Source organism: Duganella sp. GW822-FHT06D06 (genome assembly GCF_058799615.1).
In genome coordinates this window covers 78843-92434 of sequence record NZ_JBXALQ010000024.1, presented here as the reverse complement: position 1 = coordinate 92434, position 13592 = coordinate 78843, and the positions used below count along the sequence as shown (strand labels likewise).

Below are 13592 nucleotides of genomic sequence, written 5' to 3'. Positions count from 1 at the left end.
GCCGGGTCGGGCGCCAGGTCCAGCGTCAGGCCGGCCGGCTGATGGTCGCTGGGCGCGGGCAGCGGGTCGGGCGTCGGGCGCGGCGCCAGGCTGGCGGCCGGCGCCATCGGCTCCAGGCTCAGGCCGGCCAGCGGATCGAGGTCGAGCCGCGGTTCGCTGCGGGCCGGCGCCTGCGCGGCGGCCTGCGCCGCGTCCGGCGTCAGCGCCAGGATGGCGTCGAACGCTTCCGACGGCTTGTCGACCTCGTCTTCGCTGGCCGAACCTTGTTTGGCGCGTTCGGCCTTCTTGAGCGCCTGCATTAGTAGACTCATGATCCGTTCGCCTTGGCGTTGGGGGCGGAAGCCGGGGCCGGCACCGGGTAGGGCGCCTTGTCGGGCACTTCGCCCGGCAACAGGTAGCGGTAATCCTTGTAGTCGCCGTTGACGCTGGCGTCCTTGACCACCACCGGCCGCATGAAGATCACCAGCTCGGTCTTGGTGGCGGTCTCGTTGCGGTGGGCGAACAGGTTGCCCAGCAGCGGCACGCTGCTCAGGCCGGGCACGCCGTCCTTGGCGTTGTCGACCGAGTCCTGCATCAGGCCGCCCATGACGGCGATCTGGCCGCTCGACACCTTCATCAGCGACTCCAGCTCGCGCGCCTGGATCACCGGCACCTTGCTGACCACGTTGGCCTTGGCCAGGTCCGGGTTCGGATCGTTGACATAGCCGACGATGCGGGTGATGGTCGGGCGCACGTTGAGGGTGACCTCGTCGGCGTCGGAGATCTGCGGCGTCACGCTCATGACGAAGCCGACCGGCACCGTCTCCAGGCGCGACTCGTAGGTGGCCTGCGAGATCGGCGTGCCGGTCGAGCCCAGCACCGCAGGCGTGACCTTGATCGAGAAGAAGACGTTGTTGTCGACCACCTTCAACAGCGCGGTCTGGTTGTTGAGCACGCTGATCTTGGGGCTGGACAGCACTTTGACCTTGCCGAACGATTCAAGCAGCTCGATGGTGGCGGCGATATTGCCCAGGCGGCTGGTCGGGTTGGTGTAGTTCAGCAGGAACACGCCGGGATTGGTGGCGGTGGGGATGGTGACCTGGCCCGCCGCGCCCTGGCCGAGCTTGAGGCCGCCCTTGGCCAGCGATTGCCAGTTGATGCCCTGCTGGTACTGGTCGCTCAGCCGCACTTCGATGATGGTGGCCTCGATCAGCACCTGGCGCTTGGCCGCGCCCAGCACGATGTCGAGGAATTCGCGGATCTTGGCATGCTGGCGGCCGGTCGCGCGCACGGCGATCAGGCCGCCCTCGGCGTTGACGATGACCGACGCGCCGTTCTGGGGGCTGGCCGCGCGGGCGCCGAAGGGGCTGCTCTCGGCCGACGTCGCCGGCGGGCCGTTGGACTGCGCCGCCACCGCCGCCGGCGCGGCCAGCGGGTCGACCGGGTTGTCGGCCAGGTTGGAGGCGCGCAGCATGTCGCGGATGTTCTTTTCCAGGCTGAACCAGAAATTGTTGTCGGACCGGTTGTTGACCACGGTGGTCGAGTTGTTGCTGCCGTTGCCGCCGCCGTTGGCGCCGTTGTTGGCCGGCGGCGCGCTCGGGTTTTGCTGCTGGCCGCCGGCGGCGGTGGCGGCCACCGGATTGGCGGCGCCGCCGCCGCCGCTGCCGCCGCCGCCGGCGGTCGAGATCTGGGTGGCGATGTTGACGCTGCTGCTGGTGCTGCGCGCGATGTTGACGTAGTCGACCTTGTAATTGCGCCATTCCGGCGTGTCCGGCAACACCGTCAGCGTGCCGCTGTTGATTTCATACCGCATGTCGACCTGGCGCTGGATGCGGTTCAACAGCTGCGGCAAGGTCTGGTCCAGCGCGTTGAGCGTGACGCTGCCCTCGATGCCGGGGTGGATGTCGATATTCAGGCCGGCGTCGCGCGCCAGCGCGAACAGCAGCGACTGCACCGGCACCTTGTGCACCGTCACGCTATAGGTTTCCACCTTGGCGGTGGCGGCCGGCGGCGGCAGCGCCGCGCTCTGCTGCACCGGTTCGGGGATGGAGCCGGCGGCGCGCGGCGCTTCCGTGACGTGGGTCGGCGAGACGGGCAGGGTGTGGGTCGCGCACGCGCTCAGCAACACGCTGCACACCATGGGGACGATGGGGGAGGCGAGTCTTTTCATTATTTCTTTCCGGCCCAGGGGGAATGCAGGATGTTGTGTATTTGCAATATAGACACCATGATCTTACAAATTCGGTGCTACCGCAAGGATGGCGCCGTAAATCGCCCAAATTAGCAGCGCCGCGAGGGCCCCCACAGCAACAGCGTGCAAAGGGAAAGTTTGCCGCCAACCGCGCCGGTGGAAGGCCGATTCGCGGATCGCCTGGCGCGCGTGGTGGGCGCTGACGACGCTGGCGTCGGCCGCGTAGGCGGCCAGCAGGGCCTTGTCGGCCAGGATGTTGATGCGGCGGACGATGCCTTCGGAACGTTCGGCGATCAGCCTGGCGGCGGCCGGGCTGAACACGGTGGGGCCGTCGTGGCCGGCCGCGCGCAAGCGGAATGCGAGGAACTCGCCGATCAGCGCCGGCGCCAGCGCCGGCACCTCGAAGCTGTGGGTGATGCGCTCTTTCAGCTGGCGCATGCTGGCCAGCGCCAGGTGCTGGTCCAGCTCCGGCTGGCCGAACAGCACGATCTGCAGCAGCTTGCTGCGCGCCGTCTCCAGGTTGGTCAGCAGGCGGATCGCCTCCAGCGTGTCGAGCGGCATGGCCTGGGCTTCCTCGACCAGCAGCACCACCTGGCGGCCCTGGGCGTGGCGGGCGATCAGGTCCGCCTGCAGGCGGCGCTGGACCTCGTCGACGCGCAGGCCGTGGCCGGCGATGCCCAGCTCGGCGGCGATGGCGTACTGCACTTCCTGCGGATTGAGGTTGGGGTTGACCAGGTAGATCACGTCGACATGGGGCGGCAACTGGCGTTCCAGCATGCGGCACAGCATGGTCTTGCCGGCGCCCACTTCGCCGGTCACCTTGACGATGCCTTCGCCGTGGCAGACCGCATACAGCAAGGCCTGCAGGATTTCGCCGCGGGTGTTGCCGGCGTAAAAGAAGGCCGGATTGGGCGTGATGCCGAACGGCGATTCGCGCAGGCCGAAGTGCGATTGGTACATGTTCAGGCGATGCAAGCCAGGAAGGCTTGCTCCAGGTTGGCCGCGCCGTAGTGGCTGCGGCAGGCGGCCGGCGAGCCGGCGTAGCGGATGCGGCCTGCATGCAGGATGGCCATGCGGTCGCACAGTTCGTCGACGTCGGCCAGCATGTGCGAGGTCAAGAACAAGGTGCAGCCGGCCTGGTGCAGATGGCGCAGCTGTTGTTTGAGCAGCGCGCGCGCTTTCGGGTCGAGCCCGCTCATCGGCTCGTCCAGCACGTACAGCGGCTTGCGCGCCAGCAGGCAGGCGGCCAGGCCGAGTTTCTGCGTCATGCCTTTGGAATAGTGGCGCACGGTGCGCTTGAGGGCGTCCTGGTCCAGGTCCAGCGCGGCCAGCATGGCGTGCACGGCGGCGGGGTCGTAGGCCATGCCTTGCAAAGTCAACTGGTAGCGGATGACGTCGGCGCCGCTCAGGTAGTAGGGCGGGGTGTAGCGTTCCGGCAGGAAGCCCAGCGGCTGGCGGCTGGCCGGCCGGCTGTGCGGCTGGCCGAAGATGTCGATGGCGCCGCCGTCGAGCGCGCAGAAATCCAGCAGGCACTTGATCAGGCTGGTCTTGCCGGCGCCGTTCACGCCCACCAGGCCGAAGCATTCCCCCGCTTGCAGTTCCAGGTCCACACCCTGCAGCACGCTGGCCTGGCCATAGCGTTTGACGACTTGCTGGAAGCGCAGGGCAGGAACGGTCATGGGCGGCGGCGGCTTTGCTTTGTACTATCGGGCTGGGAAACGAACGACACTGTAGCGCATTCGTGCGAAGAAAGCGACACCCTGTCGCGCGGAGTCTCGCAAGCGCCGGATTCTGCACTAGAATGGCCGCAAGCCGGCGGGCGGCGGAGATCACAAGGAGCGGGAATGGCAAGGCCAGAGAAAGTGCGGCTTGGGGAAATTTTGGTGCAGCAAAAGCTGCTGTCGGAGGAACAACTGGGCCTGGCGCTGGCCGAGCAGAAGCGCAGCGGGCGCAAGCTGGGCCGGGTGTTCATCGAAAACGGCTATGTTACCGAGGAACAGATCGCCGGCGCGCTGGCGCGTCAGCTGAACGTGCCGTATCTGAACCTGAAGTTCTTCAACGTCAATCCCGAGATCGTCCGGCTGCTGCCGGAAACCCAGGCCCGCCGCTTCCGCGCGCTGGTGCTGGAGGACCGCCGCGGCGCGCTGCTGGTCGGCATGTCCGATCCGACCGACCTGTTCGCCTACGACGAGATCGTGCGCATCGTCAAGCAGCCGATCGAGCTGGCGGTGGTCAACGAGACCGAGGTGCTGGGCGTGATCGACCGCGTCTACCGCCGCACCGAGGACATCTCCGACCTGGCGCGCGAGCTGGAGCAGGACCTCGGCGACGCCTCGGTCGACTTCGGCGCGCTGGCGGCCGCCAACGCCAACCTGGAAGAGGCGCCCATCGTCAAGCTGCTGCAGTCGGTGTTCGACGACGCCAGCCAGGTGCGCGCCTCGGACATCCATATCGAGCCGCAGGAAGGCCGGCTGCAGATCCGCTTCCGCATCGACGGCGTGCTGCACCTGCAGACCGAGGCCGACATCAAGATCGCGCCGTCGCTGGCGCTGCGGCTGAAGCTGATGTCCGACCTCGACATCTCGGAAAAACGCCTGCCGCAGGACGGCCGCTTCGCCGTGCGGGTGAAGAACCAGCGCATCGACGTGCGGATCTCCACCATGCCGACCCAGTACGGCGAATCGGTGGTGATGCGACTGCTCAGCCAGAGCAACACCCAGCTGCGGCTGGACGCGATCGGCATGCCCAAGGCCATCCTGGACAAGTTCCGCGCCATCGTCCAGCGCCCCAACGGCCTGGTGCTGGTGACCGGGCCGACCGGCAGCGGCAAGACCACCACCTTGTATTGCGCGCTGGCCGAGCTCAACTCGGTGGAGAAAAAGCTGATCACGGTGGAAGACCCGGTCGAGTACCGGCTGCCCGGCATCAACCAGGTGCAGGTCAACGACAAGATCGAGCTGAGCTTCGCCCGCGTGCTGCGCTCGGCGCTGCGGCAAGACCCGGACATCGTGCTGGTGGGCGAGATGCGCGACCAGGAAACGGCCCAGATCGGTTTGCGCGCCGCCATGACCGGACACTTGGTATTATCGACCCTGCACACCAACGACGCGGCCAGCACGCCGCTGCGCCTGATGGACATGGGCGTGCCGCGCTACATGGTGGGTAGCTCGCTGCAAGCGGTGCTGGCGCAGCGGCTGGTGCGGGTGATCTGCGAAAGCTGCACCACGCCGTACGAGCTGACGCCGACCGAGCACGAGTGGCTGCGCATGGAGTTGCACGACAAGGTGGACAAGGCGCGCTACTTCCATGGCAAGGGTTGTTCGCATTGCAATGGCATGGGCTATCGCGGCCGTACCGGTGTGTACGAGCTGCTGGAAATGACGCGCGACGTGGTCGATGCCGCCAACGACCCCGATCCCTCGCATTTCCTGCGCACGGCGGCGGCGCAGATGGCCGGCGATACCCTGCGCCGGCATGCGGTGGCGCTGGTGATACAGGGCCGCACCACGGTGGCCGAGGCGATGCGCATCAGCAACCAGACGGAGGAGTAACGTGCCGTTCTATGCCTACAAGGCGCGCAGCGCGCGCGGCGAGCTGATGCAGGGCGTGCTGGAGGCGGCCGACAGCAACGCCGTGGCCAATCACCTGAGCAGTGCCGGCGCCATTCCGGTCGAGATCGCGCTGACCAACAAGGCCGTCACCGGCGCGGGCGGCGGTGCCGGAGGCGCGGCCTGGTGGAGCACGCTGCTGGAAAAAAAGGTGACCTCGATGGATGTGCAGTTGTTCAGCCGCCAGATGTACACGCTGCTCAAGTCCGGCGTGCCCATCATGCGCGGGCTGGCCGGCTTGCAGGAGTCGGCGATCAGCAAGTCGTTCGGCAAGGTGCTCAGGGACCTGCGCGAGTCGCTCGACGCCGGCCGCGAACTGTCGGCGGCGATGCGGCGCCATCCCACCGTGTTCAACGATTTTTACCTGTCGATGGTGCGGGTGGGCGAGATGACCGGCCGCCTGGAGGAAGTGTTCCTGCGCTTGTTCGACCACCTGGAGTTCGACCGCGAAATGCGCGCCCGCGTCAAGAGCGCCACCCGCTATCCGATCTTCGTCATCGTCGCCATGATCATCGCGATGGTGATCGTCAACATCTTCGTGATCCCGCAGTTCGTCAAGGTGTTCGAGAGCTTTCACGCCGAATTGCCGCTGATGACGCGCCTGCTGATCGGCAGTTCCCGCTTCACCGTCGATTACTGGCCGCAGCTGCTGGTGGCCGGCGTGGGCGCGGTGTTCGGCTTCCGTTACTGGGTCAATACCAGCGCCGGCCGTTTCCAGTGGGATCGCCACAAGCTGAAGTTCCCCATCGCCGGCAAGATCATCCACAAAGCCACGATGGCGCGCTTCGCCCGCAGCTTCTCGCTGTCGAGCCGCAGCGGCGTGCCCATCGTGCAGGCGCTGACGGTGGTGTCGCAGACGGTCGACAACGCCTACCTGTGCTCGCGCGTCGAGCAGATGCGCGACGGCGTCGAGCGCGGCGACAGCATCCTGCGCACCTCGACGGCGGCCAAGGTGTTCACGCCGGTGGTGCTGCAGATGATCGCGGTGGGCGAGGAGTCCGGGTCGCTCGATGACCTGATGGACGAGATCGCCCAGATGTACGAGCGCGAGGTCGACTACGAGTTGAAAACGCTGGCCGCGCAAATCGAGCCGATCCTGATCACTTTCCTCGGCATGCTGGTGCTGGTGCTGGCGCTGGGCATCTTCGTGCCGATCTGGGATCTGGGCAAAGTGGCGTTGCCGCACTGATGGGGCGCCCGGGACCCGGCAGTGTTGTGCGGCCACAACGACGGCGGGCTGCGGGTTTCACGCTGTTCGAGTTCGCCGTGGTGGCCTGCATTTTCGGCCTGTTGATGATGGTGGCGCTGGAGCGGGTGGCGTATTACCGCCGCGCCGGCGACGAGGCCGGCGTGCAGGCGTTGGTGATTAATATGCGTAGTGCCTTGGCCGGCAAGGTGATGGCCTTGCAGGCGCAGGGCAAGGAGCAGGATATCGCGGCGTTGGCCGGCGCCAATCCGGTGGCTTGGCTGGAGCGCTTGCCAAGCAACTACGCCGGCGAATTGACGCCGGACGCGGCAAAAAGTGTTAAAGCTGGCAACTGGTATTTTGATCTGGCGCAACAAAAGCTGATATTCGTGAGGGACGGGCAAGAGAATTTGTTAAATGGTGCCTCAAAGAATATTTGTTTCAAGGTAGAATCACTGCGCTTGCCCTCAAAAAACGCCAATGCAGGGCGCCAGCCGGGAACTGATCCTGGTATCGCGCTAAACGAAGTCCCCGAATAATTGCCGCTGCCGCTCTCTGCCGCAGAAGGGCGTTGATGAACTTTTCTTAGCCAGGTCTGGAGATTTATATGCATACCCCACAAGCGAGCGTTTTCCGTAGCCGGTCACAGCAAGGCGGCTTCACGCTGATCGAGCTGATTGTCGTGATCGTCATCCTGGGCATCCTGGCCGCCACCGCGCTGCCAAAATTTGCCAATCTGGGCGGCGACGCACGCGCGGCCAAGATGAACGCCGCGCGCGCCGCCATCATCAGCGCGTCCAATATGTACCATGGCCGCTGGCTGGCGGCCGGCTCCCCCGCCTCCATCACCTTCGAATCGACTGTGGTCATGAACGCGACCGGTTTCCCGACCAACGCCGGCATGTTGGTCGGCGGCGGCGGATTCGCCGATTACCACACCACGGCGTTTGCTACCACCGGCGTGCTGAGCGCCGACTCGGGGCACATCGGCTGCAGCGTCACCTATACCGAGGCGACCGGCGCGGTGTCGGCCGCGCCCACCGGCGACAGCTGCTAATCCACCGGCGATGACCGGGCAGGGAGTGGCGTGATGGCGCCGGCGCTGCGGCGATGCCCCCGGTCCATGAGTCCGGGCGGTTTCACGCTGGTCGAGTTGATCACGATCATGGTGGTGCTTGGCATATTGGGCGGGATTGCCGCGCCGCGCTTCTTCCAGCGCCAGGGCTTTGACGCCGCGGCCTACACCGACCAGTTGCGCGCCATGCTGCGCTACGGCCAGAAAGTCTCCATCGCCCAGAGCCGCAATGTCTTTGTGCGCTTGAACGGCAATAGCGTGGCGCTGTGCTACGACCTCGCGTGCGGCACGCGCGTGACGGCGCCGGGCGGCGCCAATAGCGGCAGCAGCGTTACGCTGGCCAATTGCGGCGGCGTCGGCAACTGGGCTTGCGAAGGCGTGCCCAACGGCCTGGCGGTCTCGGGCGCCGCCACCTTCTTTTTCGATCCTACCGGCCAGCCGTTTGCCGGAAATGACGCGCCGCAAGCGATAACTTCCAACTTCGTCGCGCTGACGCTGGCCGTCACCGGCGACGGCGCTACCCACAACGTCACCGTCACCCCGGTAACCGGCTATGTCTTTTAAACCCTCCCGGCGCGCACAATCGGGCGTGAGCCTGATTGAGCTGGTGATGTTTATCGTCATCGTCAGTATCGCGGTGGTGGGGGTGCTGCATATCTTCGACATCGGCGCGCGCGCCAGTCCCGACCCGATGCGGCGCAAGCAGGCGCTGGCCATTGCCGAAGGGATGATGGAAGAAGTCCGGCTGGCGCGTTTCACCTTTTGCGACGGCAATGATCCGAAGGCCGAGCTTCCGGCCACGCAGAGCACGGCCGATTGCTCGATCGTAGAAGGGCTAGGCCCGGAACCCAACAATAGCCGCCCGTTCGACAACGTCAGCGACTACGCCGGCATCTATAGCAACGACGCCGCCGGCAATTCCTTCCCGGCGGGCTACACCGCCACCGTCGCGGTCGTCGCGGATGGCAACCTCGGTCCGGCGGGCGCGCAGATCGCTTCCGACGGCGCTGTGCCTGAGAATATGAGAGTGCTGCGCATCACCGTCACCGTGCACTACAGCGGCGGTGGCGACGACGTGGTGCTGGACGGCTACCGCACCCGTTATGCGCCGAGGTCGCTATGAATCAGCGCGCCCGCGGCTTTACGCTGGTGGAAGTCATCGTCGTCATGGTGGTGACCGGCATCCTGTCCGGCATGGTGGCGGTGTTCCTCAAGACGCCGGTGCAGAGCTACATCGACACCGCCGCGCGCGGCGAGATGACCGACGTTGCCGACCTGACGCTGCGCCGCATGACGCGCGAGCTGCGGCTGGCGCTGCCCAACAGCGTGCTGGTCTCGGCCGACCGCAGGACCTTGCAGTTCCTGCTGACCAGGATAGGCGGGCGCTACATCGACGTCAGCGATTCGCCGCCGGCCGCGTTGCTGCCGCTCGATTTCAGCCCGGCCGCCAGCCTGTCGTTCAATATGGCCGGCGTCGCGCCCAGCGGCCGCTTGGGCGTCCAGGTCAATGACTGGATCGCCGTGTTCAACGTCGGCACGGCGCCGGCCGACGCCCGCACCTTCGGCAATATCGCGCGCGTGACGGCGGTCAACGGCACCCGCATCACCATGGCCAACAATCCGTTCGCCACGCAGGCGCCATCGATGCCGTCGCCGAGCAATCGCTTCCAGGTGGTCAGCGGCACCGTGACTTACACGTGCGCGCCGGCCGCCGGCGGCGGCACGCTGACGCGCAACTTCACCAACCAGATCATCGGCCTGAACGGGCTGGGCGCGCCGCCGTTCGGCGCGCCGGCCTTGCTGGCCAAATTCGTCACCGCCTGCGGCTTCGACTATTCGGTACTGGCCAACACCAACGCGGCGCTGGTCGGCGTGTCGCTGACGCTGTCGCGCAGCAATGGCGAGAGCATCAGCCTGGTGCGCCAGGTTCACCTGGATAACACGCCATGACGCCGCTGCGCCGACTGCCGCGCCGGATCGCCGCCGGCTTTTCCATCGTCACCGCGCTGTTCCTGGTGGTGGTGCTGGCGGCGCTGGGCGTGGCGGTGATGAGCCTGACCACCGCCCAGCAGACCAGCTCGGCCTTGGATTTGCTGGGCGCGCGCGCCTACGAGGCGTCGCGCGCCGGTGTAGAGTACGGCTTGTACCAGCAGCAGATCAACGGCAGTTGCGTGGCCAACCGCAGCTTCGCGCTGGGCGGAACCTTGTCGAGCTTCACCGTGACGGTGCTGTGCACGGTCAACGCCACGCCCGGCATGGGCGCGGGCATGAACCAGACCACCGTCACGGCCATCGCCTGCAACCAGCCGGCCGCCGGCGTCTGTCCTAACCCCGCGCCCACCAGCCCGGACTATGTCCAGCGCACGGTCACGGCGCAGTTCTGAGGAGGCCGGCATGCGAGCGACCATCCAAATCCTGAACCCCGCGCCGCGCTGGCCGGCCTGTCTGCTGGCGCTGCTGTGCTGCCTGCTGGCCGCGCCGGCGCGCGCCGATTCGCCGATCACCCTGTTCAAGAGCTTTGCCGGCAACGTCAGCTTCACCGGCGCCCAGACCACCTTGCGCGCCAAGGACAACGACAGCGGTCCCTGCGATCTTAAAAACGGCCAGCAGCAGCTGAAGCTGTCCGGCGTGCCGCACGGCGCCACCATCCTCAGCGCCCAGCTGTACTGGGCCGGCTCCAGATCGATCCCGGATTACGACGTGAGCTTCGACGGCGACGCGGTGTCTGCACCGAGCAACCGCCGCTACACCTCGGCCACGGTGGGCTATGACTTTTTTGCCGGCGCGGCGGATGTGACGGCGCAGGTGGTGGCCAAGGGCAACGGCAACTACAAGATCGACGACCTGGCCATCAACAGCGGCAGTCCCTACTGCGCGGTGCAGGGCGTGCTGGGCGGCTTCCAGCTGCTGGTGGTGTACTCCGATCCCGGTGAAACGTTCCGGGTGCTCAATGTCTACGAAGGCTTCCAGTACATCCGCAGCTCCGCCGTGACGCTGACGCTGGCCAACTTCAAGATCCCGACGCCGATCGGCAGCCTGACCGGCAAGATCGGCCACATCACCTGGGAGGGCGATACCACGCTGTCGGGCGGCGGCGAAATCCTGCGCTACAACAGCGTCGAGATGGTCGACGCGCTCAACCCGTCCGGCAACCAGTTCAACTCGGTCTCCAACATCGACGGCGACACCAAATCCTACGGCATCGATTTCGACGCCTACACCGTCGCGTCGCCGACCATCAAGGCCGGCCAGACCTCGGCCCGCAGCGATTACCAGTCCGGCCAGGACCTGGTGCTGATGAGCGCCGAGGTGATCGCCGCGCCCAACGTGCCGGCGGCCGACCGCGCCATCTCGATGACCTTGCAGACGCCGCTGCAGCCTTCGCAGGTCAGCAACTACATCATCAGCGTCAGCAACAACGGCCCGCTGGCCGAGGGCGGCCCGACCAAGGTGGTCGATGTGTTGCCGGCGGCGTTGATCTTTTCCAGCGCCACCGGCACCGGCTGGACCTGCGGCATGGCCGGACAGACGCTCACCTGCACCTACAGCGGCGCGATGGCGGCCGGCGTCACGCTGCCGCCGATCACGTTGCGGGTGACCACGGCCGCGGCGGCCAGCGGCCTGGTCACCAACAGCGCCACCGTCAGCGGCCAGCTGTTCGACTACTACGACGGCAACGACACCTCGACCGTCAGTTCGCTGGTGGGCGGGGCGGCGTTCACACCGAGCTATGTCTTCACCGACCTGGCGTGCGAGAACGGTTTGGCGTTCGGCGATGCGGGGCAACCGTGCAAGCTGGTCGATTTCACCACCGTGCAATACCTGGCCAACAAGGACATTCCGGTGTACCTGACTTTCGTGGTGTCGAACGTGCCGACCGCGCTGTCGAACTCGGACAGCACGATCCAGGTCAAATATGCCTTGTCCTGCCACGACCCGATCCAGGATGCCGGTGTGCGCGCCACTTTCACCAAGGTCGGCGGCGGCACCAGCACCTTGCCGCTGTGCGCGGGGTCCGGCGCGGTGCCGGCGCAGACGTCGTCCGCCTGGACCGGCCTGAACAATGTGGTCATGACCGGCGGCAAGGCCAGTTCGGCCAGCCAGTACAATTTCCGTTACGCCGACGTGGGCCGCGTCGAGTTTCTGGTCAGCGACAACACGGCCCGCTTTGGCACCACCGGGCCGTTCGTCGAAAGGCCCGAGCGGCTGGTGCTGGTCGCGCCGTCGTCCAACCACGCCGGCAGCCCGGCTTCCGCCACCGACGCCAAGTTCGTCAGTGCCGGCACGCCGTTCGGCCTGACGGTGAGCGCGCTGATGTATGGCGGCGCGGCGGCGCCCAATTTCGGCAGGGAGAGCACGCCGGTGCAGATCCAGCTGATCACCAAGGCCGCCCGGGACCAGAGCGGCGACCGGCTGGACGACATGCACGCCGGCCAGGATGATCCGCCCAACCCGCTCGACCCCACCGATCCCGAGGCCGAACTCATTTTGAGCGGCAGCCTGGGCGCCTTTAGCGGCGGCAGCGCCAGCGGCAATGCGTTTTCTTACGCCGACGTGGGAGTGTTGGAGATCACGCCGACAATCTACGCGGCAGCCCCTGCCAAGCCGAGTTATCTTGGCACCGGCGACGTGCCGCAAGTCGGGGCCAACGTCGGGCGCTTTGTGCCGGACCATTTCGATACGGTGCTGACTGGCCTGATGGCCTGCGATCCGACCGGCATGAGTTGTCCGGTTTCAGTGACCGGGATGGCATATTCGCGCCAGCCCCTGGCGACCACGGTGACGGCGCGTAACGTGCAAGGGGGCGTCACGCTCAACTACCGGCGCACGCTGGCGCGCGCGGTGCAGCTGTCGGCCTGGTCGGCGCCCGGCAGCACCACCACCGCCAATCCGCCGGCCGCGCCGGCCGGTTCGGCGCTGAGCGCCAACAACATCGCCGCCGCCGATTTTCTCATGGGCGTGGCCAGCGCCAGCCCGGTCTACACCTTGCCCAACGCCTTTGTCGCCACCGCGCCGTACGCCAACAACTGGGTGCCGCCGACCATGATGTATGTGCGCGCCAGCGAGACCGGCACCCCCAACGACGGCGTCACTTCGCTGCGCAGCGGCGCGGCCGAAGACGGCGTGGCGGTGGTGGCGGGGCGCCTGTATGTGCCGAACGCCTACGGCTCGTCCAGCCTGTCGGTGGCGCTGGCCTTGGGCGCGCAGTACTACGGCCAGAGCACCGTCGGCGGCGCCACCGTGCTGGCCTGGCGCAACAACGCCAGCGACAGCGTGACCGTGTTGACGCCGGCGACGAACTTTCAATACGCGAGCTGCCTGCTGGCCTGTCCGGCGCTGGCGCCCAATTCGGCGCCGTCATTGACGATGTTGACCGGCAGTGCCACCACCGCGCTGAAGGCCGGCAGCACCGCCGGCAAGAGCGGCGCCAACGTCACCGTCATCAACGGGCCGGTCTGGCTGCCGACCAGCCAGGGGCGGGTAACCTTCGGTGTTTATCGCAGCCCGGTGATTTTCTTGCGGGAAGTGTATTGAATCCGCGTCACTTTATTT

12 protein-coding genes and 1 pseudogene are annotated in these 13592 nt (G+C 66.6%); 9 read left to right on the top strand and 4 right to left on the bottom strand.

From position 1 onward, the window contains the following. From AC1RMD_RS29010 to AC1RMD_RS28995, 4 genes and pseudogenes are all read right to left on the bottom strand, one after another. A pseudogene (locus AC1RMD_RS29010) lies at positions 1-311 on the bottom strand (tetratricopeptide repeat protein); the annotation flags it as partial. Then, positions 308-2149, bottom strand: coding sequence for a pilus (MSHA type) biogenesis protein MshL (gene mshL / locus AC1RMD_RS29005; RefSeq protein ID WP_492931953.1), 1842 nt, complete (start codon positions 2147-2149; stop codon positions 308-310). The gene mshL and the pseudogene AC1RMD_RS29010, both read right to left, overlap by 4 nt. Positions 2150-2212: 63 nt before the next feature. Then, positions 2213-3130: an ExeA family protein gene (locus tag AC1RMD_RS29000; protein WP_492931951.1), complete on the bottom strand. Its 918-nt coding sequence runs from the start codon at positions 3128-3130 to the stop codon at positions 2213-2215. Between the two features lie 2 nt (positions 3131-3132). Continuing rightward, positions 3133-3849, bottom strand: a complete 717-nt coding sequence (locus AC1RMD_RS28995) for an ABC transporter ATP-binding protein (RefSeq protein WP_492931949.1) — start codon at positions 3847-3849, stop codon at positions 3133-3135. Between the two features lie 165 nt (positions 3850-4014). Here AC1RMD_RS28995 and AC1RMD_RS28990 point away from each other — a divergent pair, with 165 nt between their 5' ends. The 9 genes from AC1RMD_RS28990 (at position 4015) to AC1RMD_RS28950 (ending at position 13574) form a co-directional block, all read left to right on the top strand. Beyond that, positions 4015-5721, top strand: coding sequence for a GspE/PulE family protein (locus tag AC1RMD_RS28990; RefSeq protein ID WP_492931947.1), 1707 nt, complete (start codon positions 4015-4017; stop codon positions 5719-5721). Position 5722: 1 nt separating this feature from the next. Next, positions 5723-6967: a type II secretion system F family protein gene (locus AC1RMD_RS28985; protein ID WP_492931945.1), complete on the top strand. Its 1245-nt coding sequence runs from the start codon at positions 5723-5725 to the stop codon at positions 6965-6967. A gap of 26 nt (positions 6968-6993) precedes the next feature. After that, positions 6994-7503 (top strand): type II secretion system protein, encoded by a 510-nt coding sequence (locus AC1RMD_RS28980; protein ID WP_492931943.1) that lies wholly within the window; start codon positions 6994-6996, stop codon positions 7501-7503. A 68-nt stretch (positions 7504-7571) separates the two neighbouring features. Then, the gene (locus AC1RMD_RS28975; RefSeq protein ID WP_492931941.1) at positions 7572-8021 is read left to right on the top strand and encodes a type II secretion system protein; all 450 of its coding nucleotides are present in this window, start codon (positions 7572-7574) and stop codon (positions 8019-8021) included. Positions 8022-8087: 66 nt separating this feature from the next. Continuing rightward, positions 8088-8603, top strand: a complete 516-nt coding sequence (locus tag AC1RMD_RS28970; RefSeq protein ID WP_492931939.1) for an MSHA biogenesis protein MshC — start codon at positions 8088-8090, stop codon at positions 8601-8603. Between the two features lie 25 nt (positions 8604-8628). Further along, the gene (locus AC1RMD_RS28965; protein WP_492931937.1) at positions 8629-9162 is read left to right on the top strand and encodes a type IV pilus modification PilV family protein; all 534 of its coding nucleotides are present in this window, start codon (positions 8629-8631) and stop codon (positions 9160-9162) included. Continuing rightward, a complete protein-coding gene (locus AC1RMD_RS28960; RefSeq protein WP_492931935.1) occupies positions 9159-9989 on the top strand; it encodes a prepilin-type N-terminal cleavage/methylation domain-containing protein in 831 nt (276 codons plus the stop codon). The genes AC1RMD_RS28965 and AC1RMD_RS28960 overlap by 4 nt, the downstream gene beginning before the upstream one ends. Next, positions 9986-10423: an agglutinin biogenesis protein MshP gene (locus AC1RMD_RS28955; RefSeq protein WP_492931933.1), complete on the top strand. Its 438-nt coding sequence runs from the start codon at positions 9986-9988 to the stop codon at positions 10421-10423. The genes AC1RMD_RS28960 and AC1RMD_RS28955 overlap by 4 nt, the downstream gene beginning before the upstream one ends. Before the next feature lie 10 nt (positions 10424-10433). Then, on the top strand, positions 10434-13574 hold the full coding sequence (locus AC1RMD_RS28950) for a DUF6701 domain-containing protein (protein WP_492931931.1): 3141 nt from the start codon (positions 10434-10436) through the stop codon (positions 13572-13574). Positions 13575-13592: the final 18 nt, after the last annotated feature.

Excerpts from the sequence above, each read along its gene's own strand:
- mshL (WP_492931953.1), bottom strand. The coding sequence starts at position 2,149 with ATGAAAAGACTCGCCTCCCCCATCGTCCCCATGGTGTGCAGCGTGTTG.
- AC1RMD_RS29000 (WP_492931951.1), bottom strand. The coding sequence starts at position 3,130 with ATGTACCAATCGCACTTCGGCCTGCGCGAATCGCCGTTCGGCATCACG.
- AC1RMD_RS28995 (WP_492931949.1), bottom strand. The coding sequence starts at position 3,849 with ATGACCGTTCCTGCCCTGCGCTTCCAGCAAGTCGTCAAACGCTATGGC.
- AC1RMD_RS28990 (WP_492931947.1), top strand. The coding sequence starts at position 4,015 with ATGGCAAGGCCAGAGAAAGTGCGGCTTGGGGAAATTTTGGTGCAGCAA.
- AC1RMD_RS28975 (WP_492931941.1), top strand. The coding sequence starts at position 7,572 with ATGCATACCCCACAAGCGAGCGTTTTCCGTAGCCGGTCACAGCAAGGC.
- AC1RMD_RS28970 (WP_492931939.1), top strand. The coding sequence starts at position 8,088 with ATGAGTCCGGGCGGTTTCACGCTGGTCGAGTTGATCACGATCATGGTG.
- AC1RMD_RS28960 (WP_492931935.1), top strand. The coding sequence starts at position 9,159 with ATGAATCAGCGCGCCCGCGGCTTTACGCTGGTGGAAGTCATCGTCGTC.
- AC1RMD_RS28955 (WP_492931933.1), top strand. The coding sequence starts at position 9,986 with ATGACGCCGCTGCGCCGACTGCCGCGCCGGATCGCCGCCGGCTTTTCC.
- AC1RMD_RS28950 (WP_492931931.1), top strand. The coding sequence starts at position 10,434 with ATGCGAGCGACCATCCAAATCCTGAACCCCGCGCCGCGCTGGCCGGCC.